This is a genomic window from Pseudomonas sp. NBRC 111127 (assembly GCF_001320345.1).
GTDB lineage: Bacteria > Pseudomonadota > Gammaproteobacteria > Pseudomonadales > Pseudomonadaceae > Aquipseudomonas > Aquipseudomonas juntendi.
On record NZ_BCBD01000043.1, the window covers coordinates 1 to 23,911 of the forward strand.

Annotated in this window: 23 protein-coding genes, 2 tRNA genes and 1 pseudogene; 5 read left to right on the plus strand and 21 right to left on the minus strand. The window is 56.9% G+C overall.

The features are described 5' to 3' along the window. Positions 1-589: 589 nt before the first annotated feature. The 8 genes and pseudogenes from APH30_RS27820 to APH30_RS10680 all read right to left on the minus strand — a co-directional run. Positions 590-2,284: a reverse transcriptase domain-containing protein gene (locus APH30_RS27820; RefSeq protein ID WP_082416149.1), complete on the minus strand. Its 1,695-nt coding sequence runs from the start codon at positions 2,282-2,284 to the stop codon at positions 590-592. Positions 2,285-3,096: 812 nt separating this feature from the next. Then, positions 3,097-3,852: a hypothetical protein gene (locus tag APH30_RS10650; protein ID WP_054912506.1), complete on the minus strand. Its 756-nt coding sequence runs from the start codon at positions 3,850-3,852 to the stop codon at positions 3,097-3,099. A gap of 18 nt (positions 3,853-3,870) precedes the next feature. Next, positions 3,871-4,419, minus strand: a complete 549-nt coding sequence (locus APH30_RS10655; protein WP_054912507.1) for a hypothetical protein — start codon at positions 4,417-4,419, stop codon at positions 3,871-3,873. 614 nt (positions 4,420-5,033) lie between these two features. Next, positions 5,034-5,969 (minus strand): hypothetical protein, encoded by a 936-nt coding sequence (locus tag APH30_RS28710; protein WP_156326431.1) that lies wholly within the window; start codon positions 5,967-5,969, stop codon positions 5,034-5,036. A gap of 200 nt (positions 5,970-6,169) precedes the next feature. Beyond that, entirely contained in the window at positions 6,170-6,550 is a 381-nt protein-coding gene (locus tag APH30_RS10670; protein WP_054912510.1) for a hypothetical protein, read from the minus strand. A gap of 226 nt (positions 6,551-6,776) precedes the next feature. Further along, positions 6,777-7,052 (minus strand): hypothetical protein, encoded by a 276-nt coding sequence (locus APH30_RS27825; protein WP_082416150.1) that lies wholly within the window; start codon positions 7,050-7,052, stop codon positions 6,777-6,779. Then, positions 7,049-8,029, minus strand: coding sequence for an integrase domain-containing protein (locus tag APH30_RS10675; protein ID WP_054912524.1), 981 nt, complete (start codon positions 8,027-8,029; stop codon positions 7,049-7,051). Before APH30_RS10675 ends, APH30_RS27825 begins: the two co-directional genes overlap by 4 nt. A gap of 927 nt (positions 8,030-8,956) precedes the next feature. Continuing rightward, positions 8,957-9,304: pseudogene (locus APH30_RS10680) on the minus strand (integrase); the annotation flags it as partial. A gap of 216 nt (positions 9,305-9,520) precedes the next feature. Between APH30_RS10680 and APH30_RS10685 the strand changes: the two are divergent. After that, a complete protein-coding gene (locus tag APH30_RS10685; RefSeq protein ID WP_054912525.1) occupies positions 9,521-9,871 on the plus strand; it encodes a type II toxin-antitoxin system RelE/ParE family toxin in 351 nt (116 codons plus the stop codon). Here APH30_RS10685 and APH30_RS10690 read toward each other — a convergent pair. The 3 genes from APH30_RS10690 to APH30_RS10700 all read right to left on the minus strand — a co-directional run bounded on the left by APH30_RS10690 (position 9,868) and on the right by APH30_RS10700 (position 11,046). After that, a complete protein-coding gene (locus APH30_RS10690) occupies positions 9,868-10,191 on the minus strand; it encodes a helix-turn-helix domain-containing protein (protein ID WP_054912512.1) in 324 nt (107 codons plus the stop codon). The genes APH30_RS10685 and APH30_RS10690 overlap by 4 nt on opposite strands. A 432-nt stretch (positions 10,192-10,623) precedes the next feature. After that, positions 10,624-10,699: transfer RNA gene (locus tag APH30_RS10695), tRNA-Thr, on the minus strand. 98 nt (positions 10,700-10,797) lie between these two features. Further along, positions 10,798-11,046: a hypothetical protein gene (locus APH30_RS10700; protein WP_009682865.1), complete on the minus strand. Its 249-nt coding sequence runs from the start codon at positions 11,044-11,046 to the stop codon at positions 10,798-10,800. Between the two features lie 501 nt (positions 11,047-11,547). On the opposite strand from APH30_RS10700, the gene APH30_RS10705 reads away from it, so the two are divergent. Beyond that, positions 11,548-11,826, plus strand: a complete 279-nt coding sequence (locus tag APH30_RS10705; RefSeq protein WP_054912513.1) for a DUF3077 domain-containing protein — start codon at positions 11,548-11,550, stop codon at positions 11,824-11,826. A gap of 230 nt (positions 11,827-12,056) precedes the next feature. Here the strand turns inward: APH30_RS10705 and APH30_RS10710 are convergent, their stop codons facing one another. The 5 genes from APH30_RS10710 to APH30_RS10730 form a co-directional block, all read right to left on the minus strand. Continuing rightward, complete coding sequence (locus tag APH30_RS10710) at positions 12,057-13,262, minus strand: methyltransferase (RefSeq protein WP_054912514.1); 1,206 nt, start codon at positions 13,260-13,262, stop codon at positions 12,057-12,059. 127 nt (positions 13,263-13,389) lie between these two features. Continuing rightward, positions 13,390-14,079, minus strand: coding sequence for an ABC transporter permease (locus tag APH30_RS10715; RefSeq protein ID WP_054905008.1), 690 nt, complete (start codon positions 14,077-14,079; stop codon positions 13,390-13,392). Next, positions 14,079-14,771: an ABC transporter permease gene (locus tag APH30_RS10720; protein ID WP_054912515.1), complete on the minus strand. Its 693-nt coding sequence runs from the start codon at positions 14,769-14,771 to the stop codon at positions 14,079-14,081. Before APH30_RS10720 ends, APH30_RS10715 begins: the two co-directional genes overlap by 1 nt. 54 nt (positions 14,772-14,825) lie before the next feature. Continuing rightward, positions 14,826-15,578, minus strand: a complete 753-nt coding sequence (locus APH30_RS10725; protein ID WP_009682871.1) for an ABC transporter substrate-binding protein — start codon at positions 15,576-15,578, stop codon at positions 14,826-14,828. Positions 15,579-15,589: 11 nt separating this feature from the next. Continuing rightward, positions 15,590-16,363, minus strand: coding sequence for an ABC transporter ATP-binding protein (locus APH30_RS10730; RefSeq protein WP_009682872.1), 774 nt, complete (start codon positions 16,361-16,363; stop codon positions 15,590-15,592). 641 nt (positions 16,364-17,004) lie between these two features. Between APH30_RS10730 and gabP the strand changes: the two genes are divergently transcribed. Next, positions 17,005-18,390, plus strand: coding sequence for a GABA permease (gene gabP, locus APH30_RS10735; protein WP_009682873.1), 1,386 nt, complete (start codon positions 17,005-17,007; stop codon positions 18,388-18,390). 180 nt (positions 18,391-18,570) lie between these two features. Here gabP and APH30_RS10740 read toward each other — a convergent pair whose 3' ends face one another. After that, positions 18,571-19,011: a hypothetical protein gene (locus APH30_RS10740; RefSeq protein WP_054912516.1), complete on the minus strand. Its 441-nt coding sequence runs from the start codon at positions 19,009-19,011 to the stop codon at positions 18,571-18,573. Positions 19,012-19,178: 167 nt separating this feature from the next. Here APH30_RS10740 and APH30_RS10745 point away from each other — a divergent pair, with 167 nt between their 5' ends. Together APH30_RS10745 and APH30_RS10750 are read left to right on the plus strand one after the other, a co-directional pair. Further along, a complete protein-coding gene (locus tag APH30_RS10745) occupies positions 19,179-19,469 on the plus strand; it encodes a type II toxin-antitoxin system RelE/ParE family toxin (RefSeq protein WP_054912526.1) in 291 nt (96 codons plus the stop codon). Between the two features lie 9 nt (positions 19,470-19,478). Continuing rightward, positions 19,479-19,781: an addiction module antidote protein gene (locus APH30_RS10750; protein ID WP_054912517.1), complete on the plus strand. Its 303-nt coding sequence runs from the start codon at positions 19,479-19,481 to the stop codon at positions 19,779-19,781. Between the two features lie 135 nt (positions 19,782-19,916). Here the strand turns inward: APH30_RS10750 and APH30_RS10755 are convergent. The 4 genes from APH30_RS10755 to APH30_RS10770 form a co-directional block, all read right to left on the minus strand. Beyond that, positions 19,917-19,992, minus strand: a tRNA-Phe gene (locus APH30_RS10755). 90 nt (positions 19,993-20,082) lie between these two features. Continuing rightward, positions 20,083-20,355 carry an oxidative damage protection protein gene (locus APH30_RS10760; RefSeq protein ID WP_009682876.1) on the minus strand — a complete coding sequence of 91 codons (273 nt, stop codon included), beginning with the start codon at positions 20,353-20,355 and terminating at the stop codon, positions 20,083-20,085. Then, positions 20,355-21,419: an A/G-specific adenine glycosylase gene (gene mutY / locus APH30_RS10765; RefSeq protein WP_009682877.1), complete on the minus strand. Its 1,065-nt coding sequence runs from the start codon at positions 21,417-21,419 to the stop codon at positions 20,355-20,357. The genes APH30_RS10760 and mutY overlap by 1 nt, the downstream gene beginning before the upstream one ends. After that, on the minus strand, positions 21,416-23,662 hold the full coding sequence (locus tag APH30_RS10770) for an AsmA family protein (protein WP_054912518.1): 2,247 nt from the start codon (positions 23,660-23,662) through the stop codon (positions 21,416-21,418). The genes mutY and APH30_RS10770 overlap by 4 nt, the downstream gene beginning before the upstream one ends. Positions 23,663-23,911: the final 249 nt, after the last annotated feature.

Below are 23,911 nucleotides of genomic sequence, written 5' to 3' on the forward strand. Positions count from 1 at the left end.
GGGCGGGCCTCTGGGGCGAGGGCTGGAAACAAAAAAGGCCCACCTTGCGGTGAGCCTTTTGAGTACTGCGTATGGTGCGGCACCAGACGAACGGTTTCTTGCTGCAAGGGCAAGGAATTCGCGGGCCTGGAATTTGATGGATTTTTAAGCGTACCCCAAAGTGTCGCTATAAATAAATCAGCTAGTTATGGCGTTTGCTGGAATCGAATCGGGGGGCGGCGCGCCATTGACGGTGAGCATCACGACGGCAAGGCAAAGGATGTTCTGCCTGTCAGTAGCACTTCGGTGAACAAAGGAGGGTCCTTGGGGGTGATTCAAGGATGTCGTCAGTCATCGTATTCACTGCTGACCTAGCATGCCAAGGACGGGCAGTCCGGCAAGGCAAACCGCTACGCGAACCCTGCCGCCCCAACCTCAAGCCCTGGCGTGCTCTTGTCAGCAGCTAACACGGTGAGCGACAATTACAGTCTATGCTCACTAAACAAACGAGAATGTCGCGCTATCGCGTTCCCTTCAAAAGCATTTGTTTCGCAGCTCTTCCAGTTCGGTCTGAGCAGATATGACAGCGCAACAGAGTATAAGTTACGACTCACATTTCAAAGCCTTTTTTCTGCAAATATTTGATCAGCTCAGAAATGCGAATAAATGTGTTTTTGCCATTGGGGTTACCTTCGGCGCCTTTAGCTGCCACACCAACAACGTGATAACTAGAGTTGATAACAGGGCCACCGCTATTTCCGGCATACAAGGTTTTGTCGACCTCACTGTGTTGAATTTCATACAGTGGATACTTGTTAGTGACACGGCATTTTAAGATGCCCACGTGGCTACCGGTCTTATGGTTGGGGAAACCAAGGACAGCAACGCGCTCACCAATATTAGGCTCTCGCGTTACCTCAAGTGTAAAGTGTTCGAGTCCGGTTGGAGCTTCTTTTATGCTGAGCACTGCAAGGTCGAGTTTCTCGCATCGGATTATGACGTTGGCCTCATACAAGCCTTCGCCTTCACCTACTCGGTAAACGCAACATTGGTTGAATTCATGGCGCTTATTATCTTTGTCACGGTAAGTGAGGTTGTGTTCGCACGTGACGAGTAAGCCGCCTTGAATCATGAAGGCAGTACCTTGGATTTGCTCCAGCTTGCCATTTATATTTTCTGATACCTCGGTGACCCAACACTTGCTCTTGATGAATTCACCGACTTTGAAGTTGTCCGAGTCTTCAGTTGTCGTAATAGGAGTGTTGGGTACCTTGGACTTGATGGGTAGCATGTTGTAACGCTGTGCAAGCCTTCGATAGACTTCCGAGTCTTCACCAACAACTTGCTTTATGTACAATAAGCGACCTTGAAGATGTGACTCGAGAATGCCAGAGCTGTTTGGGTTCTTCTTTTTGTAAATCGCATTAGCCGCTTCTTCCCCATTTTTTTCAATGGAGTGTATAAGCGCAGCAGTTTTTCTGACATAGGTACGAGGAACATTAGGCTTTTGATTGGTAACCAAACCTGTAACGATACGTCTCTCGCTCGGCCCTTGCAGTCTAACTTTTGTGAGATTGATAGTGAATCCATGTTGTCGAACTATCGTCTCAAGTTCCTGGCCTACTTTGCTGTAATAATGGTTCGGTTTGCCATTAGAGAGGCTGTATTCAACTACATTTTGCGGAAGAAATTCTGCAGGACTGTAGAATGAAAATGTTATGTCGTCGGCGTAGCGAGTATAGACAGCTCTATTCCGCTTAGCTAGCGAATACAGATCGCGGTCAAGGCTGGCACATAGCATGTTCGAAAGTATTGGAGAGCTAGGTGCCCCTTGAGGGAGAATGCCATTGACAGTTGCAAGGTGAGCAATAACAGACGCCGTCTCGGCTGATAGCGAGTAGGGCTCAGAAATTAACATTCCGCGAATGCGGCGGAAGGTAATAGTGCCGAAAAAATTTTCTAAATCAATATTGAAAACATATTTCTTTCGGCAATGTGGATATGCGTTTGCAACAATGGAGCTACCTTCGCGGAACGCCTTTACGGGCTCGCGAGGCGTGTAAATTTTATTAAGCAGAGTGGCAAGTCTGGCCTGAAGAGTTTTTAGCTTCTCAGATGGCGCCAGAATTCTACGTTTGCCTCCACTCTTTTTTGGAATGTCGAAGGCCAAATAATGGCGGTGCATGTCCCCGGTGTAGTACAGGCGTTTGATTTTTCCGTAATCAGTGCCTAGCAGCTGTGCTAACTCTCCTGGTGTAGTCGACGAGCTTAGCTGGAAAAGGCTGAGAAAAAAGCCTCCATTCATATTTCACCCTATTCCTTTGAGCGTAACGTCTCAGAGTCGCTGAGTGCCGTTGCTTGTGGCTTTTTTGAATCGGGTCGCATTTGAACAACCCTATTTAATACCTGAATGGAGGCAAAGCGACAGTACGTCAAAAACGCAGCAACGGCAAGTGGTGAGCGATGATTCGGGTGACTGCCGCAGTTGGGGGGAGCAAAAGGGGTGGGGCCAAAAGGGATGGGGGGGGCGGGATTCAGTAGCGTAGGATGATCCAGACCACGACGGCCAGCATCGATCCCGCTACCTCCGGCATTGCTGGAAGGCAGGCAGGGAATGGTGACAAAAAGGTTATAAAACAAAAAAGGCCAACCGTATGGTGAGCCTAAGTAGTTGATTTATATGGTGCGGCACCAGACGAACGGTTGTAGGTGGTGAGGTCACGATTTTCGCGGGTCTGGACCCGAGATCACCGGTTGCGAAAACTAGCCAAGGACGTGAACAAAATGCCTCGAAGCAGCCGTTACAGGCGATCGCTGTCGACCCATAACTGCCCTTCGCGGATGAGAGCTATCGGTCAGAAGCAGCCAGTCAAAAGCCTCTAGGAAAGCACTTGCGATTCTCCCCGTAGCTGTGGCCTCAACTCAGATGGGGGACTCTCAATTCGTGCGAACGCCGCCTGCAATGCTAAAAGCGAGGGTATGGACTTACAATCACCATGTAACTGTGTTCATACATGTCAGCACGTAAATCAGGGCTATACATACAGCGCGCTCCTAAGTGGGGTCACGCTGTATGTCTTCCTGGGTATATGAAATTGGTTTGATGGCTTCGATAAGTTAAGGTTTCTTACCAAATCTTGAAAGTATCTCCTCGGCTCGCAGGCAGCCAAGTGGAGATATCTTGCAGCGCTTGTCATCTGTATAGTCAATTAGGCGCTCTTTTTTCAGGGAAGCCAGTATTTTATTGAACGCGGATTTGTTTTGATATTCCATGGACTTCTGGATTTCAGAGTCGACTCTGTTGTCTTTTTTATAAAGGGCCAAAAGTATTTTGTCGGGGGTTTTAAGCTTGGAATCTAAGATCATGAAGGTTTCGCCATCATCCCAGATAGCTTCAACTTGCCTTTCTATAACCTGGTGGATCAGAGCACTGGCATCCTCAGGTGATAGGGTGGAACAGAGTCTTACTAGTTCTGCCATGACCCATTTGGCGGCGTATAATATATAGGTGGCATCCAATTCGTTTGGCGAAACTTCACCGATATGGCCAACCCCTCTTTTATTACGTATGCAGTACACGCTAAACAGGGTCCTCGGGATGAGAATTTTGTAAGACTCATGCCCCTTGGCGTTCTCAAACTTGCTAAGCACACCTTGATTAAAGGACCCGAAGCTCGTTGATAGAGGGGTATGATCCCCTAAAAGCTTGTGCTCAATGATTCGCAGCACGACTTCGGCAAAATGCCCAGCATCTAGTTCACTACTTTTCCAATTGGAAATTTGATAGTTTCTTTCGATGCCCTTATAAGAGTCCAGTAGTTTCTCTACAAGCTCTAGTGGGTGTTCTTTCGATAGAATGTCTTTAATTGGCATTCGCTTCGATTTCACTAATTAGTGCAAGTCCTGCTTTTTTCCAGCCAAGGTCAATTTGAAGGTTTTTTTTCCTCCCTTAACCCCGCCGATGATGAAAATGGTCTTATCAGTAAAAGCCTTTAAAAAGTTCGGGGCGTCGAGGATGCCGTGATTCATGCAGATATCACGAACCTCATCTGCAGGAAATGTTTTTTGACCTCGGATGCTGCAAGCATATCCGTATATCAGCCCGACATTCTTCATTTGGTGCCGTTTATTATCACCCGGCACAGTTGCGATAATTTTAACCTCGTCTCCGAACGTGTCAAAAGTGTTCGGGTACGCTTCAAGCCCGCCCTGCTGCTGCTCGGAAGGGGCCGATATCGAAGCGGTGATCGTCTCAGTGGTAATTACGTCTGTTACCGTGAGGGTAGGCGTCGCCGAAGATGGAGTTGTAGGCTGATGCTCTATAAAGAATGCTATTACATCTTTCATCTGAGCGATTTGCTCGCTTACGAACGATTCTGGACCTTCTATCTCAATAGTCCGCTCAGCTGCTGAAAACTTGAATCGACTACGTTCGTCCATACGCCCCTCTCTATCAAGAAATGCTCTAGCGTCGATGTGCCAGTACGATCATCGAACCCTATTGCAAAGGCAGCGAGTTGTCCAGTCATCGATGTGCTATCGATCGAAAAGAGGTAGGCCTCCCGGGCTTTAACCGTGAACCAATCAGTTTTGGGGCGTGCACTAGCCGGACACTTACCTGACTAGGAACGCTGGCCAACCTCAGCCGTTATATTTTTTATCGGACCTCGGTACATCAGACACGGCACAATCAGCTTGCCGATTCAGACTTTGCACCGTTGTGTAAAACATCGTCGAGCGCATTTTTTCTGCCGAATCAACGGCTTGTAGATCACATTGAAGTGTTGCTGCCGCAATCCTTGAGGCGCTCATCAAGGAGACTGGATGGTCACAGGCCCTCTGGCACAATGTCCCAGGCTAGGCTGCCGTGCTGGCTCACCACGCTGCCTACGTGCGAATTTCCAAACACTGATTCAGCCTATATCTGGCAGGAAGCCGGGGGGCCGCATGCGGGTCGCTGCGAGTGTTAGCCATTGATGCTGTCTATCCCAAGGCAGCACCATCCCGGTCAACGTATGCTAAGCGCCATTTCGGACCATTGAGCTTCGATGCCTTTAGAGGAAGCCCCACCCAAAGGCGTCTGGTTTCATAGGGGTTAAATATCCTATGTGCGTATTGACTTTTATATCCTCGCCTTTGAATTCAGTTTTATTAACTTTGTCGTGTATCTCAAGACTTCTGCCCTTTAAGACCCAGATAGGCTTGATGTTTTTCGGCGTTCGATTATTTTTTTCGTATAGTTTTCTGACGTATGCTTCCAATCCCCCCTCGTATTGTTCAACCAACATTATTATCTTGAGGGTATGGGTATGGAAAGTGGTAGATTGAATGGAGCTTCCCGCGAGATTTTGCATCCCTCCACCAGGTCCGCCTATGAAATACCCGCCAGAAGGGGAATTTTTTTTTGCATAGGCGGACACGGCCAGCTCATATTCCGACGTCAAAGAATCTGGCCGATTCTCTTCAAATATTGCGTGAGGGAACACGCCGATGATATCTACACGCGAGTGGAAAATTTTTGCGATGACTAGATCGTCAGTTCTATTAGGATAAGGCTCCAGATGGAGATGATGATAGCCCTCACATATATGCATATGGTCCCTGGACCGCATAAAATCTTTATCTTCTTTGAAGGCCTCTACGTCGAGGGCTCCGTAATGGGCCTTTCGAGACAAGTATCCATTGACGTCGTGGCCGGTTTCTATCAGATTTATCAGGCTCCTTATTTTTTCTCTATTCCTTATGTAGGGTCGCATATTCCTGATACGGCTAGGGAGATCAACTTTTCTTGGTCTTACTTCTATCAGGCGATGGTGCCAGAAGTCGTGCATGTGAAGCAGCATATCCACCCCAAGGCTTAGAAGAAATTCTTTACTTTCTTTATTGTTGGGAACGTAGGGGATAGCCTTAACGAGATCGTTTTTAAAACGCTGAACTGTCTGAATCTCATCAAGATTAACCCGCTTTTCGGGCGTTGAGGGTGCGCTCATTACATAGTCCTCATTAAATTTTTCCCTTCTAGCTCAGCTAGAATATTGTCTTTTTCTGACATTCAAACTGTGGTGGTCGCGCGCCTTTGTGTCCAATTAGCTTTTCTGTAGGGCTGAAGAGACAGCGGTCGGTAGTTTAGGTTTAACTCGCGTCTAGTCTTAACACGATGCAATGGCGGTCATTGCAACCGACTGAGTCCTCAGTTGCTCTTCAGTATGTATTCGCAGTGCTCGACTATAATGTCCAGTTTTATTGCCCACGGCCTTGAAGCAGCCCGTGCCCACTCATTCGGGTCGGCCCAGCCCAATGATTTAATCTTCGCGACCTCATGCAGTGCATGATCATACTCAACTATCGCCATAGAAGCGTTAACCCACTTTATAGATAGGTCCTTCTCAACGTCACGAGACGGCACTACGCCCATCTGTAAGTCATGCAGATACGCCTTTGTAGCTACTACAGCATTCATCACTAGCTGTACGGCTTCGATTTTCTGCTTGACTTTGTGCTCCCTGGCCTTCTTATTTGAATTCCATGCATCAATTAGGTTGGAAAGTGCGCTAATGGCTTCAGGTACCATGTGCTCATCCTTGTCGGCTTTCTGTGGTGTGTGTCGAGAATGTTCGACCTAGCCTACGAAATCGCCAAAATAGTGTCTACTGGCGATTGACGGTTAACCTCATTTTAGTCGGTAGCAGCTTGAGATCTGATTTAGCCTCTTGTAACTGATGGGTCGATAACCGCCTCTCGCGCATGGCTGCTGTGGATCGGTTGCGGTCGGTCGTGAATATCAAAGTCAGACCTTCTTAGCACTTGAAGATCCATGCTCTATCTAAGCGACGAGCCAGCAGTCGCACGGTCAGCAGGTAGTAATATCGAGTTGCCTTGCATCGCCTTGCTAGTCGGTGGTCGAGAAACCAAACAACATGTTTTTTCTTCCAACCCCAAGGTGTTTCTAGCTGCCAGCGTTCAGATATCTCCGCTTGGATGAGCTTTGCTTGCCGTAAATGGCGCTGCTGCGTTGCGTACGATCCCGTCAGCACCGCAGCCAAGAACAGTTCCATATCGAATGGCTTGCTCATACGCGCCCTCCAATGTAGGCCCCGACCACATCGATCCGACCGTGCCCCAACTCATAGCTGATTTGCCTCCGAGCCTCGCGATCAAGGTGCTGATTTAACTGGCAGTATTGGCCGCCGATGATAGGCGCGCGGTGTAGAGTGATTTGCTCATAGCGCTCACATGCATACGCCGCTCGTAGCTCATGGAAGCCTTTGAGCCTGTGTGCATGCAGGACTTCCCGCGCTGGGCGGATGATTTCCTGCAGAACATTCAGATAGCTTTCGTCTGGCGCAATCAGGTTGCGGCTACTCGCAGGCGACACCTGCCGTGCAAACCCAAGTGCGTCTTGAACATGTTGGTTCACCGCAATCCATCGTGGCGCTGAGGCGCCAGCGCGACCGCCTTTGGTGCCATCTTGAATGTTGATCCTGCCTAGGCCTTCAGCCTCAAGGCTCAGCCGTGGCAGGTCAGCCAGGATGGCCTCACGAAGGCGCATGCCGGTGGCTCGCGCCAACAGAACAATCGCTGCGGCCCGATGCTGATGATCGCGACAAAGCGCATCGACGATCTGCTTAACCTGTTCGCGGTCTTGGCCTTGCGGAGCCGATTGGCGAACTCCGGTGCGCTGCATTCCCAACGCCTTGCTCGGACTGGGCAATTTCACACACTGATCACCGCGCAGCGACGCCATGGTCCTGTTAACGCTGGATAGGCGGTTTTGTGCGGTGCTGATGGCGAGGCTACCGCACTCAACCGCATCGCGTAGATACTCCCCATAGTCCGCCAATACCTTCCGATCAATCTGCCGCGCATCATTGATACCTGGCCCTTGTTCGGAGCGGCACCACTTCACGAATGCCTGCCATCGACCACTGTGCGTCTTGACCGTACCGTAGTGGCCACCGCCGAACATGTCTTTCAGCGCCTGCGCCCCTGCATAGCTCAATTGCCTGCCGTAGCCGAAATTACGGCCGTCGCGTCTACCCACCAATGCCATGTCGGTCACCTCATCTACCGTTCTACGATCCTCGCCCCACGTCATCCCGCCAGGAATGTTGAGTGTTATCAGGGATCAAGGCCACTGCGACCTGTGGGGAATGTCCTCAACGCGGGACTGGCGACTCCTTACGTCCGGGAGCAAGGGCATCTCATGATCTGGCCTCCTGAGCACCGTTACCGGTGGGCGGGTGGAGGCTGCATTGGCTGACGAGACCAGTGCCGCGAGATCCTGAGCCATGTGCAAGCAGCAATGCGATGACCGGGGCATGCCTGACTGTCAGTCAGGTGCAGTCCATTCCTTGGTCTGCGGCACCATCATCTACAAGGCTGTTGCTGGTGACATCGGCGTTTGTCACGCCGATTGTCACGAGGAGGAATGCCGCAAAGCCATGTGTGATCAGGGCTGCAGCAGTGTTAGAAGTGCCCGTCTCTTTCCACAGAAAGAGACGGGCACAGGTTGGCGCAAGATTCGGCCAAGCGAATAGGTTGCTGCAGGGCAGCGAGGTACGGTGTATCGAGGCACGAGCGCCATATGTGTAAGAGCATCCATCACATGGGTAGTGACCGGGCGAGCTGCCGGATGCGAATCGCCTTTGGGGAGAACCACCGCGGGAGCGGCGTGACCTTTAAGGTTCGGGTCACCTGGGGTGCTGTCATCGACAGCGTTTGCAACTCCCGGTCTACGCCTGTGGACAATGTTCGTCAAGCAAAGCGATTTCAGGGATTTAGCGCCTGTGGATAAAACTATCCCCCGGTGGGCATCAGTGGTTTTCCACAGACGTACTCTGTGCCAGCAGTTTTTTTCCAAGGTATGGTCCATTCAAACGGGGCGGCTATGCAGCCCCGTTTGAATGGACCCGCGCGGAGGAGCTTCATGGGTGCTGTGGGTAACTTCACAGCGAGTTTGAGGTGGTGGTGCGGCGGGTTACTCGGTCCTCTTGGCACTGCGAAGGCGAGTGACGTTCTCGGCCGTCTGCTTGGCAAACTCATGCGGCGTCACATGGTCGTCGCGGTTCGCCTTTAGAAACCGGCTCCACCAGGTCATGATCATCCGGCGCTCTTCGAGGAACTCGGCCTTGTGGGTATAAGCGGCCCGTACGTTGTTGCGTTCCTTGTGACTCATCTGCCGCTCGATAGCCGTCTCCGACCACAGCCCGGACTCGACCAGCGCACTGCACGCCATAGCTCGGAACCCGTGGCCGCAGATATCCACTTAGGAGTCGTAGTCCATCGCCCCGTATGCCGCATTCACCCGGTTCGCGGAAATCGTTTTCACAGTTTGGCATCCTCTACGAACGCCACATTCAGGCCACCTCAAGTTGCCGAGTTAGAGATCGAACCCGTTTTAGCAGGTAGGACGCAACACGATATTTCAAGCTTAAACCGCGCAACATTTCTATTCCCACCAATAGCAAGCGACTGCGCTAAATTCCCCACCCTCTGGCAACGATGCCGCCCCCAAACTCACTATCTCGCCGTGGGTAGACCATTGAAAAAATTTGCCTTTGTAAGTGCAGCCGCGGAGCGTGAGTACAAAGAACTGCCCAAGGACGTTCAGGACGATTTCGGCAAGGACCTGCGGCGCATTCAGTATGGCCAGGACCCTGTTCGGCCGTTCAAGTCATTGACGGAATCAGTAGGGGCGGGGGCGATCGAGCTCATCATAAACGGCAGCCCGGCATTCCGATGCGTGTATGTGGCCAAATTCGCAGACATGGTCGTTGTGCTGCATTCGTTCGTAAAAACGACCAACAGGTCCGACCGGCACGCGATGCAGGTCGCCCAAGAGCGAATGAAGGAGCTCAAGCACGAGTTGCGCAAAATGGGGTACAGGGTTTAGCTGCCCGGCGCTTGAGTGATCACGATCTGTGGAGATGAACTGCCATCGTTTGTGGGAAGCGTCAGGCTGGTGCGAAAGCCAAGCTTGTCGAGCATGTCCATCATGGCGTCCAGGGTGAATTTCTCGATTTTGCCATTAGCCAACTCGGATACCCGGGACTGGGTTACGTTCAGCCTGGCGGCTGCCTCGTGTTGTTTGAGGCCCATTTTTTTGATGCAGTCGGTGATGAAGATGGAAAGGTCCATTTTCAAGGCCATTTTGCTGGCCGTTTCTGCATTGTGGGTGGCGTGGAAGGGGCTTTCGTGGAATTGAAGCGGCATGGGCTTGCCTCACCAGGGATATCTAAAATTTACGATAAAATCTTAGGTGGGCTCGATGGGCAAGTCAAAGCGTTTGTGTGTGGGGGCTTTTCTTGATGGTCAGAGAATGCGCCACTTGAGATTGCTGGGGATGCTGCGCAGCCCATCGCGAGGCAAGGGTCCTACATTGGTGGGTGGTGGGCACATATCTGCGGCTCGGCACCGCCCGATATACACCGCCCGAAGGAGCGGCCCGCGAACACCGGCGGAGCCGGTGCCAGACGCCGCGTCGCCTGCTTCGCGGGCAAGCCCGCTCCCACAATGAATCGCACAGGCTTTTCAAATTTTGAGAAAGACAGTTGCTCCTGCATCAAGCGAGTTGAGCGGCGTTCTGGGGCGTGGGCTTGAAACAAAAAAGGCCCACCTTGCGGTGAGCCTTTTGAGTACTGCGTATGGTGCCGGCACCAGGAATCGAACCCGGGACCTACTGATTACAAGTCAGTTGCTCTACCATCTGAGCTATACCGGCAATGGGGCGTCATTATAGCGATCGGTTGGCGCCTGTAAACCACTTCGTTGCGATTGTTCGTAAAAGAGCTAAGTCACCGACCCAAAAGAAGAAATTTCTTACCAGCCGCGGTGCAGGGTGGTGACGCTTGGCTCGCTTTTACCTGGGTTGAAAAACAGCTTGTCGTTGTCGCAGCCGCGCTTGCGGCAGGGGCTTTCGGTGCGCATGGGCAGGCCGTTGTCACCGCCCAGCTGCATGCCGGGATGGTTCCAGCCCAGGTTGTCGCTGGGGTGCGACGCTGGGTGTTGGGAGCAGGCGGTCAGGGCCAGGGCGAAGCTGAGCAGGGCGAGGGGCTTGGTTAGTGGCATGGGGTGGGTCCAATGTCGAATCTGGCGCAATGCCAGAAGATCGCAGGGCCGCTGGGCAGCGCGCGATTCACTTTTTAATGATTTGGGGCGCGGATGATACACCGATGAGGGTGGGTTTAGCATGGGGTTGCCTGGGAGGGCCTCTTCGCGGGTGAACCCGCTCCTACACTTATCGATTATCCTGCAGGTACGAAAATTCTGAACCTGGGACCTGAAGGCTTCAGGATCTGTAGGCTTCAGACGTATCCTACGCGCGCCGCCGAAGTATCGCTGTTGTCGGGGAAATGGCTCACGGATAACGTTTCCGGGTCGCTCAGGCGACCGGGTGTGAGAACCCGACTTTCGAACGTATCGGCTGTTTAATGGCGACCCTGCACGGGCAGACTTTGGTCTGGCCGAGCTTCCTACGTTCACTCGGTTTCTCACCCCGTGCTTGGTTGCCACCTTCGTTCCGTGAGAAAGAATGAAAGGCAACTCCTCATGAACGCAGGAGTTTGAAACTTGAAAATCATTGATTCGGATAAGCCCATCACCACCGCAGGCGTAGAAACCTTCCTCCCCGCCGGCAACCCCTCCCTCAATCTGCTCCGCGTCGAGCCCGGTATCCCGGTCGATGCCGCCTATGAGCATGTCTCCATCCTGATGGGCTACATCAAGCACTTGGTCCGTGAGGGCGATATGGAAGACGACCATAAATTCCTGGGTGCTGCCGATTACCTGTGCGACATGGCCAAGGCGCTGATGAACGATATCGAGATCGCCAAGAACAAGGCGCACTAGGGCCCCGCAAACGCTCACTGTGCTAACCACAAGAAATGTTTATGCACAAGTGGCATTCGCAGCTTTAGCGAAAGCCATGCCGCATCGCTACACCGCTTGTCTTTGCGCAAATGCCTGTTTTTGCTGGGCTGCAGGTGCGCGGCGGAATAAGCCAAGCGTTTGAAATAGCGCTTGGCTCCAACAGGTAATCACAAGCTTGTTCACAGAGTTATCCACAGGTTGTGCTGCGGCTAACGGTCGCGTTCAGCGAGGATCAGCAGGTTGCGTGGGGTCAGTGGATAGTCGCAGAAAAGCCCCAGCCGCACTTCGAAACCCTGCTCTTTCAGGAAGAGGGCGCGATCGAGCACCAGCCACAGCTCCAACGGCCGGCGGAACAGGTTACGCACCCGCTCCAGGTTGCGTACCTCGGCCAGGCGTTGCCAGCCTGCGGCTTCCAGCGCTGCCCAATCAGGGTTGCCGCTTAGCGGAAGGTTTTTGAGCTGCGCCAGGTCACGGCAGTAGTGCTCGAAGGGCTTCTCCAGCCAGGCCACTGGCAGGGAAGGTGTGGGCAGGTATTGGTCATGTTGCCGTTGCTGGCGTTGCAGCAAGTCGAAACCGAGGCGGCGGGCCATGGAGGCGTCGCGCTGGCGCCGCACGCGGGCGCCGGCTGTCACGGTTTCGCTCAGGGGCAGGCCAAGGTCGTCCAGCGACAGTTGCAGGCGGGAGGCTTGCGCGGCTGTGGATAACGCCTGGTACTGCTGCTGCGCGATCCGGTTGTAGCAGCACGGCGCCACGGCCAGTTGTCGGCAACCTTGCTGGCTGGCCAGCTGCAACAGGCGTACATGCAGGTCGCCACAGGCGTGCAGGGCAACCACGCTTTTTGCACCATCAAGGTGGCGGGCGCTGTCGCCGGCCATCACGTCCTGGTGTACGTGCACGGCTGGCAGGTGATGGTGCGCACTCAGGGCTTGGCCAGCGGCGACCAGCTCGGCATCGTATTCCAGGCAGGTCAGTTGCTGGCCGGGTTGCAGCAGGCGGCGGCCGAGGTGGCCTTTGCCCGAGCACCAGTCCAGCCAGTGGCGGGGCTGGTTGCGGAAGGCCAGGTGGCTGGCGAAGGCTTCGATCTGCTGCCATTTGCGGCCGGGGACCGCTACGTCCAAGCGGTGGGCGGCGGGGGGCAGGTCGGTTGCCGGGAGGTTGCCCAGGGCGGATAGCTGTTCGGCTTGCCGGGCCAGTTGCGGGAACGGGGCCGGCAACAAATCGGCAGCGTCGGGGTGTTCTGCATCTGCCAGGGAGGACTGGCGCAAGTGGGCGGCCAGCTCGGGGTGTGTGGTTTCCCAGTCCATCTGCAGGGTGGTGAAGGGGCGCGGTTTCCACAGCTGTTGGTGCTCGATCAGGAACTGGTCGAGGGCCTGGAAGCGGGTGCTTAGCTGGTCGCTGTGGAGGTAGTTGGCCATGGGTAGATGTGTGTAGGTTTTAAGGGCCTCTTCGCGGGCACGCCCGCTCCCACAGTACAGCGCCAGCCTTGAATATGGCGCTATACCTTGTGGGAGCGGGCGTGCCCGCGAAGCAGTCGGTGAGCGATCAACGGCCCTGGCTGGCATCCACGCGCAGCCAGCGCTCCAGCAGCTTGAAGCCCTGCACCAGCAAGAACGAGATTGCCAGGTAGAACACCCCGGCCGCGAAGAAAATCTCCACTGGCAGGTAGGTGCGCGCGATGATGGTGCGGGCCATGCCGGTCAGTTCCAGCAGGGTCACGGTACTGGCCAGGGCACTGGCCTTGAGCATCAGGATCACTTCGTTGCTGTACGCCGGCAGGCCGATGCGCGCAGCGCGCGGCAGCATGATGTAGAACAGCGTCTTGCCCCGCGACATGCCCAGGGCCCGTGCGGCCTCGATCTCGCCCTTGGGTATCGATTGCAGGGCGCCACGCAGGATCTCGGCAATGTAGGCCGCCGTGTGCAGGGTCATGGTCAGCACCGTGCACCAGAACGGATCGCGCAGGTACGGCCACAGCGCGCTGGAGCGCACGGCATCGAACTGCGCCAGGCCGTAGTACACCAGAAACAGCTGCACCAGCAGCGGCGTGCCACGGAAGAAGAAGATATAGCTGAACGGCACTGCGCGCACATACCAGCGGCGCGAGGAACGGGCGATGCCCAGGGGGATGGCCAGGATCAACCCGGCAACCACCGCAATGGCCACCAGCTCCAGGGTCAGCACGGCGCCTTCAGCCAGGCGTGGCAGCCATTTGAAGATGACTTCCCAGTTCATTATTCGGCCCTCGCAAAGCCGCGAGCGGCGCGTTTTTCCAGGAAGTACATGCCGGTCATGGCGATGACAGTCAAGCTCAGGTAGATGCAGGCCGCGACCATGTAGAAGGTGAACGGTGCCTTGGTCACGGTCACGCCGATTTGCGCGTGGCGCATGATTTCTTCCAGGCCGATCACCGACACCAGGGCAGTGTCTTTCATCAGGATCATGAACAGGTTGCCCAGGCCGGGCAGGGCGATGCGCCACATTTGCGGCAGAATGATCCGCGACAGGATGCGGCCTTTGGACAGGCCCAGCGCCAGGCCAGCTTCACGGTGGCCCTTGGGGATCGCCAGGATCGCCCCGCGGAACACTTCGGTGGCGTAGGCGCCGAAGCACAGGCCCAGGGCAATCACCCCCGCAGCGAAGGCGCTGAGCTCAAGGCCGGGCATTTTCAGGGCTTCGCCGAGGGTGTTCATAAGCCCGACGGTGCCGAAATAGATAAGCAGTACCCACAGCAGCTCGGGCACGCCGCGCACCAGGGTCGAGTAGAAACCGCCAAGCCATTGCAGCGGCTTGATCGAAGAGGTCTTGGCCAGGGCGCCAAGCAGGCCCAAAACCAGGCCCAGCAGCAAGGCGCATAGCGCCAGTTTTACGGTCATCAGGGTGCCGGCCATCATGGCCGGACCGAATCCGTGCAGGTCGATATTCATGGGCAGGTCATTCTAGGGACTTGCGCGCCGCGGGGGCGCGCAGGTCAGGGCGGATCATTCGATGCTGAACGGGAAGTACTTGTCGTTGATCTTCTTGTACGTGCCGTCGGCCTTGATTTCTGCCAGGGCCTTGTTCAGGTTGTCGCGCAGTTGGGTGTCACCCTTGCGCACGGCAATGCCGATCTTGTCGCTGTCCATCACCGGCTCGCCCTTGAACTCGAAGTTGGAGCCGTCTTTGCTTTTCAGCCACTCGTACTGCACGTACTTGTCGGCCAGGATGCCGTCGATGCGGCCGGACACCAGGTCCAGGTAGGCGTTTTCCTGGGTGTCGTAGAGTTTGACGTCTACGCCCGGGTAGTTGTCTTCAAGGTAGGTGCCGGCCAGGGTGGCGCGCTGGGTGCCGATGACCTTGCCCTTGAGCGAGGCCTTGTCGGTCTTGAAGTCGACGTTCTTCGGTGCGATGAACTGCAGCTTGTTGGAGTAGTACGGGTCGGTGAAATCGACAGCCTGCTTGCGCTCGTCGGTAATCGACAACGACGACACCAGAAAGTCGAACTTCTTGGCGTTGAGGGCCGGAATGATACCGTCCCAGTCGGAGGTCACGACCGAGCACTCGACCTTCATCTTGGCGCACAGGGCGTCGCCGATGTCCTTGTCGAAGCCGACCACATTACCGCTGGCATCCTTGTTGTTGAACGGTGGGTAGGCGGCTTCGATACCCATGCGCAGTTTTTCTGCGGCCATGGCGTTCGCCGACATCACCAGCGTGGCAGCAGCTGCCAGGAGAAACTTCTTGTAGGTGTGCATGTATTGCTCCGTTAGCGGTGGCTGGACATGAATTGCTTGCAACGCGCCGAGGTCGGGTTTTCGAAGACCTGTTGCGGCGATCCCTGCTCTTCTACCAGGCCCTGGTGCAGGAAGACGACTTCACTGGACACATGGCGGGCGAAGCTCATCTCGTGCGTCACCAGCAGCATGGTACGGCCTTCTTCGGCCAGTGCGCGGATAACGTTAAGCACTTCCTGGACCATTTCCGGATCGAGCGCCGAGGTTGGCTCGTCGAACAGGATGACTTTGGGCTTCATGGCCAGGGTACGGGCAATGGCGGCGCGCTGTTGCTGTCCACCGGAAAGCTGGGCGGGGTAGCTGTGGCGTTTGTCGTAGATGCCGACCTTGTTCAGCAGCGCTTCGGCGGCTTCTACAGCCTCGGCCTTGCTTTGGCCGAGTACACGGCGTGGCGCCTCGATGATGTTGTCGAGGATCGACATGTGCGGCCACAGGTTGAAGTTCTGGAAGACAAAGCCGATTTCGCTGCGCAGGCGGTTGATCTGGCGGTTGTCGGCGGCGATCAGGTCGCCGTTTTTGGCGGCCTTGAGCTTGAGGCTTTCGCCAGCGACCAGGATTTCGCCCTGGTGCGGGTTTTCGAGCAGGTTGATGCAGCGCAGCAGGGTGGACTTGCCGGAGCCTGACGACCCCAGGATGGAGATCACGTCACCGTCGCGAGCGGTCAGCGAAATACCCTTGAGAATTTCCTGCTCGCCGTAGCGTTTGTGCAGATTGCGGATTTCCAGCGCGGGCGTGGCCTGAGCCATGTGCGGTCCTCATGTGTACGGGTGCGTTCCCAGCTGTTGGCGGCCTTCCTGGCGTGCGCCAAGCTAGCATAGCGGCATTATGACGGCCAACAGGGTCGCCGGGGACTGTGGGCGCTGGTGGGGCAGTTTGTCGCATCGCTACAGCGTAACGTCGCGCAGATGTCTGCGAAGGTGTCGCCCAGCACCAGTGCCTTGATGAAAAAAGGCGCGATGGTGCCAGCTTTGGCCAGCTCATGGAAGCGGTTTTAGACCATTCGCCGGTAAACCCGACGTTCCAGGTTGCGCGCCGCTCGCAGCAGCGGGTTTGACCGCGAAGACCTGGCCGGCGTTTCTGGTTGTACCTGTAGGTTGCACTTTTTTGCATTGCAGCGGTGCACGGGTGTTACCGAGGGGCACCTTTGGTGCGTTTGTAAGTGGGTATTTCAGTAATCTGCCTTGTTAACGGCCATTTGGTCACTTCCTGGCCGAATGCCCTCCAAACCACGCCGTGCAAGGCCCTGCGAGCATTCTGAGGAATGCAGTGCGCACCTGGCGCGCTTATTGCCAGCAGGAAACCGCCGATTGCAGCGACGCCTAGTCCAACCCCAGGCGCGCTCCGTAACCGCAGTCGGAGTGGTCCACTCCTTACAAAGGTAGTTTCAATGAGCGGTAACAATACCAATGACCTCGCTCAGGGGCTCAAACAACGGCATGTGACCATGCTGTCCATCGCTGGCGTCATCGGTGCCGGCCTGTTCGTAGGCTCTGGCCACGCCATCGCGGCCGCCGGCCCTGCCGTGCTGCTGGCCTATGCCGCCGCCGGTACGCTGGTGGTGCTGGTGATGCGCATGCTGGGTGAAATGGCGGTCGCCTCGCCAGACACCGGTTCCTTCTCTACTTATGCCGACCGTGCCATCGGGCGCTGGGCCGGCTTCACCATCGGCTGGTTGTACTGGTGGTTCTGGGTGCTGGTGATCCCGCTTGAGGCCAACGCCGCTGCGGCCATTCTGCATGCCTGGTTCCCGGCTGTAGACCTGTGGGCCTTCTCCCTGGTCATCACCCTGGCGCTGACCCTGACCAACCTGTGCAGCGTAAAGAACTATGGTGAGTTCGAGTTCTGGTTCGCCCTGTTGAAAGTGCTGGCCATCATCGGCTTCATTGCTGTGGGCTGCGCGGCCATGTTCGGCTTTGTGCCCAATAGCCAGGTCAGCGGTGCCAGCCACCTGTTCGACACCCAGGGCTTCATGCCGAACGGCCTGGGTGCTGTGCTGGCGGCCATGCTCACCACCATGTTCTCGTTCATGGGTACGGAAATCGTCACTATCGCCGCTGCCGAATCGAAAGACCCGGGCAAGCAGATCAGCCGTGCGACCAATTCGGTGATCTGGCGTATCTGCCTGTTCTACCTGGTTTCGATCTTCCTGGTGGTGGCTCTGGTGCCGTGGAACGACCCGGCGCTGGCCGAAACCGGTTCCTACCAGACCGTGCTCAGCCGCATCGGCGTGCCGAATGCCAAGCTGATCGTCGACATCGTGGTGCTGGTCGCGGTGACCAGTTGCCTGAACTCGGCGCTGTACACCTCTTCGCGCATGCTGTTCTCGCTGAGCAAGCGCGGTGATGCCCCGGCTGTTGCCCAGCGCACCACCAAGGCCGCTACGCCGCATGTGGCGGTATTGCTGTCCACGGCTGCAGCGTTCCTGTGCGTGTTCGCCAACTTCGTGGCCCCGGCCCAAGTGTTCGAGTTCCTGCTGGCAAGTTCGGGTGCGATTGCGCTGCTGGTGTACTTGGTGATTGCCGTGTCGCAACTGCGCATGCGCGCACAGCGTGAGGCCCGTGGTGAGAAGATCACCTTCAAGATGTGGCTGTTCCCGGGCCTGACCTGGGCGACCATTGCCTTCATCGTGGCGATTCTGGTGGTGATGGCCCTGCGCGAGGACCACCGTGCCGAGATTATCGCCACGGCGCTGCTGAGCATTGGTGTGGTGGCGGCTGGCTTGCTGGTGCATCGCAAGCGTGAAGCTGCCGGGCGGGTGGCGCTGGATAACTAATCCACGCTGGCAGCACTGAAAAGGCCGCGTCCTGAGAGGGGCGCGGCCTTTTTTGTTGCCTGGGCCGGCCCTTTCGCGGGCATGCCCGCTCCCACAGGGGCGGCGTTGCCTTCGGGCTTGTGCTTGACCTGTGGGAGCGGGCGAGCCCGCGAAGAGGCCGGTACAGGCTACATGGCCCTGTCAACCAAACTGTTTTTGCTGCTGCTTGGCCACCAGCTCGGAGGCCGCTACATAGGCCGCCTGGAACTCATCGCTCTCCAGCCAGGCCATGGTCGCCTCTTCATCGGCGCCGTCGAGCCACGCGCGGTAGGCGGTGAACACCAGCACGATATAGTCGGTGGCGTGTTCTTTCTTGTGCCCCTTGAGAACCAGCGCCAGAAGCGGGTCTACCAGGAATACCGAAATCATCGGCACCAGGCCGCCGCTCTCCTGTGCTTCCTTCATTTTGGTGAACATGGCGTCGTAGCTGCCCGACTCCATCGCCTTGTTGTACACCTGCTCGACGCTGGCGCTGTCACCGGCACTGGCCTTGACCGCCTGCCCGCTGCGTACCATGCGGTTCTGCTTGGCCTTGCTGGCGGCACGCTTGGCGCGTTTTTGTTGCTTGGTAGGGGTGGCCATGAGGGCTTGAATCCTTGGGTGTGTTCGGTAGGTGCGCGTATTGAAGCGCAGTTGCCCAGGAAACCCAAGTGCAGCTGCTGGAGGGGGCAGGGCAGGCCCCCCCGCACAAAAAGTTTGGAAACAGCTACACATTATCTGTAGTGTGAACTGTGGTTTACATCTCCTTCATGCATACATTAATCCAGACCGAAACCTACCGAAGGTGGTTCGTAGCACTGCGGGATCCGCGGGCGAAAGCTCGCATAAACGCCCGGTTGCGGCGGTTGGAGCTCGGAGTGAAGGGTGACTGTAAGCCAGTTGCTGAGGGGGTGTCCGAGCTTCGGGTCGATTATGGTCCGGACTATCGGGTGTATTTCGTTGAGCGAGGTTATGAAGTGATCATCCTTCTGGCAGGTGGCGACAAATCTAGCCAAGCCAGGGATATCAAATCTGCGCTCAAGCTGGCTCGTGACCTCTAGGAGACCATCATGACAAACATCAAACTGACCAAATGGGACGCTGTGGACCATTTGAAAACTGAAGAGGGCATGGCCTTGTACCTTGAGGCCTGTCTGGAGGAAAACGACCCTGCACTGCTCGCTGCTGCCTTGGGTGATATCGCTCGCGCTCGTGGTATGGCTCAGTTGGCACGTGATACTGGGCTCACGCGGGAAGGGTTGTACAAGGCCTTGTCTGCTGAAGGTAATCCGAGCCTGGCGACCATCATGAAGGTAATGGCGGCGCTTGGCGTTCGGCTCCATGCCGAAGTGCTGCCACGCTCAGTGGGGTAAAGCTTATGGGGCCTTGGCGGCGAAATGCTTTAGCTGCCAAAGCTTGAGCAAAAACCGCAGACAACAAAAAACCCGCACTTGGCGGGTTTCTTGTTGTCGCTTCGGGTAACTTTGCAACCACCAGAAGCTTGAAGGTGGTGCCCAGAGACGGAGTCGAACCGCCGACACGAGGATTTTCAATCCTCTGCTCTACCGACTGAGCTATCTGGGCGACGAGGTGAATTAAATAGATTTTCTCCCGGGCCGTCAACGACTTTTTAAAAAAATTTTAAATTAATTCCGTCGCTTACGGTTCGTGGGGTCATTCCGAGGGTGGCACGTAGCCTTCCGCCTGGGCGTATTCCTCACCGGCGAAAAACTTGTCCATTTCAGCCTGGAGGAATTTGCGGTCCTCGGCGTTCATCATGTTCAGGCGCTTCTCGTTGATCAGCATGGTCTGGTGCTTCTGCCAGTCGGCCCAGGCTTTCTGCGAGATGTGTTCGAAGATGTCCTGGCCCTTGGCGCCGGGGTAGGGCGGGCGTTCCAGGCCTGGCAGTTCTTCTTGGTATTTGCGGCACATCACGGTGCGGGTCATCAGGCATCTCCTGCAATCAGTTCGTCGGCCGCGCGCTTAAGCAGTTTTTTCACCGGGGCGGCAAGGCCCAGGCGCGGCGGGGTGGCGAGGTTATACCAGAGCCAGTCAGCCTCGGCCACGTGCTCGCCAAGCGGCGCGACACGCACCAGCCAGGGCTCGATCGCCAGCTGGAAGTGGCTGAAGGTGTGGGTCAGGCCATCCATGGCCTGGCTGCCGGCCAGGCGCAAACCGTGCTGGTAGGCCAGGTCGTCGAGTTGGGCGATGTCGTCCAGCTCTGGCAGACTCCACAAGCCACCCCACAGGCCGCTGGACGGGCGCCGATAAAGCAGAATGGCGCCTTCGTGGTTGGCCAGCAGTGGCATCAGCGTGCGGCGCTGCGGCAGCGCCTTGCGCGGTTTGGGTTCGGGGTAGCGGGTTTCTTCACCGTGCAGGTGGGCTTCGCAGCCACGTTGCAGCGGGCAGATCAGGCAACTGGGCTTGCTGCGCGTGCACAGCGTGGCACCCATGTCCATCATGGCCTGGGTGTAGTGGTTGGCGCGCTGCTGCGGGGTAAAACGCTCGGCCGTGGCCCACAGCTGGTTGGCCACCTTCGGTTCGCCCGGGTAGCCGCCCTGGGCGGTGAAGCGGGCCAGCACGCGCTTGACGTTGCCGTCGAGGATCGGCGCGCGAATGCCCATGCTGATGCTGGCGATGGCACCGGCCGTGGAGCGGCCGATACCGGGCAGCTCCGTGAGCTGCTCGACACTGCGCGGGAACTCGCCACCATGTTGCGCCACGACGATCTTCGCGGCTTTTTGCAGGTTGCGGGCGCGGGTGTAGTAACCCAGCCCGGTCCACAGGTGCAGCACTTCGTCTTCAGGCGCTTCGGCCAGCGCCTGCACGGTCGGCAGCGCCTGCATGAAGCGGTCGAAGTAGTTCAGTACGGTGCTGACCTGGGTTTGCTGCAACATGATTTCCGACACCCACACCCGGTACGGGGTTATGCCCTGTTGCCAGGGCAGGTCGTGGCGGCCGTGTTCGTCGTACCAGTCCAGCACAGCGCTGGAGAACTGCTCTGGGGTCATCGCTTGAACAGCCCCTTGAGCGCGTCTTTCAATTCCGGGCTCACTTTGTCTCCGAGTTTTTCATCGAGTTTTTCGTCGATCTTGTCTTTCAGGCGGTCACCGGCCAGCTTGGCTGCGACCTTGCCCAGGCCGTTCTGGTCCAGGCGGCAGGCCTTGGCGCCCAGCTCCAGCGGGCCGCGGCAATGCAGCGGTACTTCAACCCCCACATAGCGCTCGTTGACCTGGCAGGCCGGGTCCGGCATGGCACGCTGGTCGCCTTCTACGATCACGCCGATGTTGTAGTCCATACCCAGTACACGCAGGTCGAGGTCGCCATGGCCGTTCACGGTCAGGCCCGGGATGCGTGCCTTGAGGTCCGGGTTGCTGGCAACGCCATTGCGCACTACCAGGCTGCCACGCAGTTCCTGGAACGGGGTGTCCTTGCCGCGTGGCTCGCCGGTGAGGGTTTTGCGGTTGAGGGTGGCGATGGCCTGGCACAGTTGCTGCTCAAGGTTGGCATTGACCAGCACACCGTCGTTGATGGTGAAGTTTGCACTGCCATTGAGCGTGTCTACCAGTGCCTTCTGGCTGTTGCCGGTGGCGGTCAGATCACTGGTCAGGGTCAGCAGGCCCTTGACCGGTGGCGCCTGCTCCTTGCCGTCGGCCTTGATGAAGTGCTCCACCGGCACCCGTTGGATGCGGGTGCTGACCCCCAGCTGTGGCACGGCAGGGCGCACATCGACCGTGCCCTTGGCGTCGAAGGTGCCGTTATACAGGCCGCCGCGCAGGGTTTGCAGGGTCAAAAGGCCGCCCTGGCCGCTGGCCTTGAGCTGGGCGTCGACGATCGGCAGCTTGTCCAGGGTCAGCGAGCCAAAGGCCAGCTCGGCCTGCAGGTCCAGCGTACGCAGGCGGTCGACCGGCAGCAGCTTGTCATCGCTCCAGGCCACCTGGGTCGGTGCGTTTGGCAGCGGTGTGGTGCCGGCACCGGCAACCGCGCTGGCTTCCTGTTGCTTGACCTCGGCCTGGCGCGCCGCCGTGGCGCCTTTGGCTTGTTCGCTCTTGGCTGGTAGGTAGCGGTCGGCGTCGAAGCTGTCGCCTTTCAGCTGCAGGCGCAGGGCTTGCTTGGCGAAGTCTTCGATGGCGACGCGCCCGCTGAACGTGCTGTCGTCCAGCTTCACTGCCAGGTCATCCATGCTCAGGCTGCTGGGTGTGCCTTGCAGGCGGGTCACCAGCTCCAGCTTGCCGAAGGCTGCCGGGTCGTTGGTTGCCGGGAGCGGGTGGCCGATGCCGTCCAGGAAGGTGCGCAGGTCGAACTGGGCAATGGACAGGCCGCCGCTCAACTGGGGGGTCTTGTCCAGGTCGCGCAGGTTCAGTTCACCCAGGGCGCGCAGTTGGTTGGCCGAGACTTTCAGGCCGTTCCAGGAGGCGACGTTGGCGGCCATGTCGACCAGCAACTGGCCCTGGGCAACGAAGGCCACCGTTTTGCCGCCGGTCGGTTCACCCGAAGTTTCGCCCGACAGGCGCATGTCCTCGAAGTTGTAGCGCTTGAGCTTGCGGTCGAAACGCAGTTCGCCGGCCAGCTCGGTGCGGGCTTTGATATTCGGCTGGCTGGCACTGACAAAAGCGCTGGCCTTGAGCGGGATGTTCGCGCCTTCATGTACGGGGCCGGTGCTCAGCTGGATGCTTTCGGCGCTGTAGCTCTGGCCAGTCTTGGCGTCGGTGTACTGCACCCGGGCGTTGTTGACGGTCAGGCTGTCGATGTCCAGCTTGACAGGGCGTTCGTTGCCGTCGGCGGCCGCGGGTTTCTGCTCGGAGGGGGCCTGGGCCGGTGCGTCGGTGGCAGTGCCAGGCTGCGCAGGCAGCGGTTTGCCAATGTCTTCCCAGTTGCCATGGCCTTGTTCGTCACGGGCCAGGGTCAGGTTCAGGCCCTCGACGCGCACGTCGCTCATTTGCACCTCGCGGCGCAGCAGCGGCAGTACCCGTACCGACAAGCCGAGCATCTGCAGGTCGGCGAACGGCTCGTTGGGTTTGGCCAAGGTGGCGATGCTGGCCTCGTGCAGCTCCAGGCCCAGCCATGGGAACAGGCTCCAGCCGATATCACCGTTGAGGGTCAGTTCGACATGTGCCTTGTCGCGCGCCAGTTGGCGAATCTCGTCTTTATAGTCGTTGGGATCGAATAGGTGGGTCAGGGCGAAGCCCAGCGCCACGATGATCAGCAGCAACCCGAGAAGCCCCAGTCCCAGGATTTTGCCGAACGCTTTCATGGGCGAATCCTTGTAGTCCGATTTTGAAATTCAAGCGGCTGAGTATAGCGCCGCCATGCATATCCCTGCGTATTCGACCAGAGATGCAGGATATTTCCTACGCTTTTAGTCGGTAGTACGGCTTTAAAAGGGGGACATGATCGATTCAGCCAAGCAAAAAAAACACGATATCAGATTGCTTTCACGCGACTCGATCCTGCTAACCTTGCGCCGCTTTGCCTGCCCTCACCCTATAAGAAAAGGATCACG

Coding starts and splice junctions, on each gene's coding strand:
- APH30_RS27820 (WP_082416149.1), bottom strand. CDS start 2,284: ATGAATGGAGGCTTTTTTCTCAGCCTTTTCCAGCTAAGCTCGTCGACT.
- APH30_RS10650 (WP_054912506.1), bottom strand. CDS start 3,852: ATGCCAATTAAAGACATTCTATCGAAAGAACACCCACTAGAGCTTGTA.
- APH30_RS10655 (WP_054912507.1), bottom strand. CDS start 4,419: ATGGACGAACGTAGTCGATTCAAGTTTTCAGCAGCTGAGCGGACTATT.
- APH30_RS28710 (WP_156326431.1), bottom strand. CDS start 5,969: ATGAGCGCACCCTCAACGCCCGAAAAGCGGGTTAATCTTGATGAGATT.
- APH30_RS10670 (WP_054912510.1), bottom strand. CDS start 6,550: ATGGTACCTGAAGCCATTAGCGCACTTTCCAACCTAATTGATGCATGG.
- APH30_RS27825 (WP_082416150.1), bottom strand. CDS start 7,052: ATGAGCAAGCCATTCGATATGGAACTGTTCTTGGCTGCGGTGCTGACG.
- APH30_RS10675 (WP_054912524.1), bottom strand. CDS start 8,029: ATGGCATTGGTGGGTAGACGCGACGGCCGTAATTTCGGCTACGGCAGG.
- APH30_RS10690 (WP_054912512.1), bottom strand. CDS start 10,191: ATGCCGCTTCAATTCCACGAAAGCCCCTTCCACGCCACCCACAATGCA.
- APH30_RS10700 (WP_009682865.1), bottom strand. CDS start 11,046: ATGCCACTAACCAAGCCCCTCGCCCTGCTCAGCTTCGCCCTGGCCCTG.
- APH30_RS10710 (WP_054912514.1), bottom strand. CDS start 13,262: ATGGCCAACTACCTCCACAGCGACCAGCTAAGCACCCGCTTCCAGGCC.
- APH30_RS10715 (WP_054905008.1), bottom strand. CDS start 14,079: ATGAACTGGGAAGTCATCTTCAAATGGCTGCCACGCCTGGCTGAAGGC.
- APH30_RS10720 (WP_054912515.1), bottom strand. CDS start 14,771: ATGAATATCGACCTGCACGGATTCGGTCCGGCCATGATGGCCGGCACC.
- APH30_RS10725 (WP_009682871.1), bottom strand. CDS start 15,578: ATGCACACCTACAAGAAGTTTCTCCTGGCAGCTGCTGCCACGCTGGTG.
- APH30_RS10730 (WP_009682872.1), bottom strand. CDS start 16,363: ATGGCTCAGGCCACGCCCGCGCTGGAAATCCGCAATCTGCACAAACGC.
- gabP (WP_009682873.1), top strand. CDS start 17,005: ATGAGCGGTAACAATACCAATGACCTCGCTCAGGGGCTCAAACAACGG.
- APH30_RS10740 (WP_054912516.1), bottom strand. CDS start 19,011: ATGGCCACCCCTACCAAGCAACAAAAACGCGCCAAGCGTGCCGCCAGC.
- APH30_RS10745 (WP_054912526.1), top strand. CDS start 19,179: ATGCATACATTAATCCAGACCGAAACCTACCGAAGGTGGTTCGTAGCA.
- APH30_RS10750 (WP_054912517.1), top strand. CDS start 19,479: ATGACAAACATCAAACTGACCAAATGGGACGCTGTGGACCATTTGAAA.
- APH30_RS10760 (WP_009682876.1), bottom strand. CDS start 20,355: ATGACCCGCACCGTGATGTGCCGCAAATACCAAGAAGAACTGCCAGGC.
- mutY (WP_009682877.1), bottom strand. CDS start 21,419: ATGACCCCAGAGCAGTTCTCCAGCGCTGTGCTGGACTGGTACGACGAA.
- APH30_RS10770 (WP_054912518.1), bottom strand. CDS start 23,662: ATGAAAGCGTTCGGCAAAATCCTGGGACTGGGGCTTCTCGGGTTGCTG.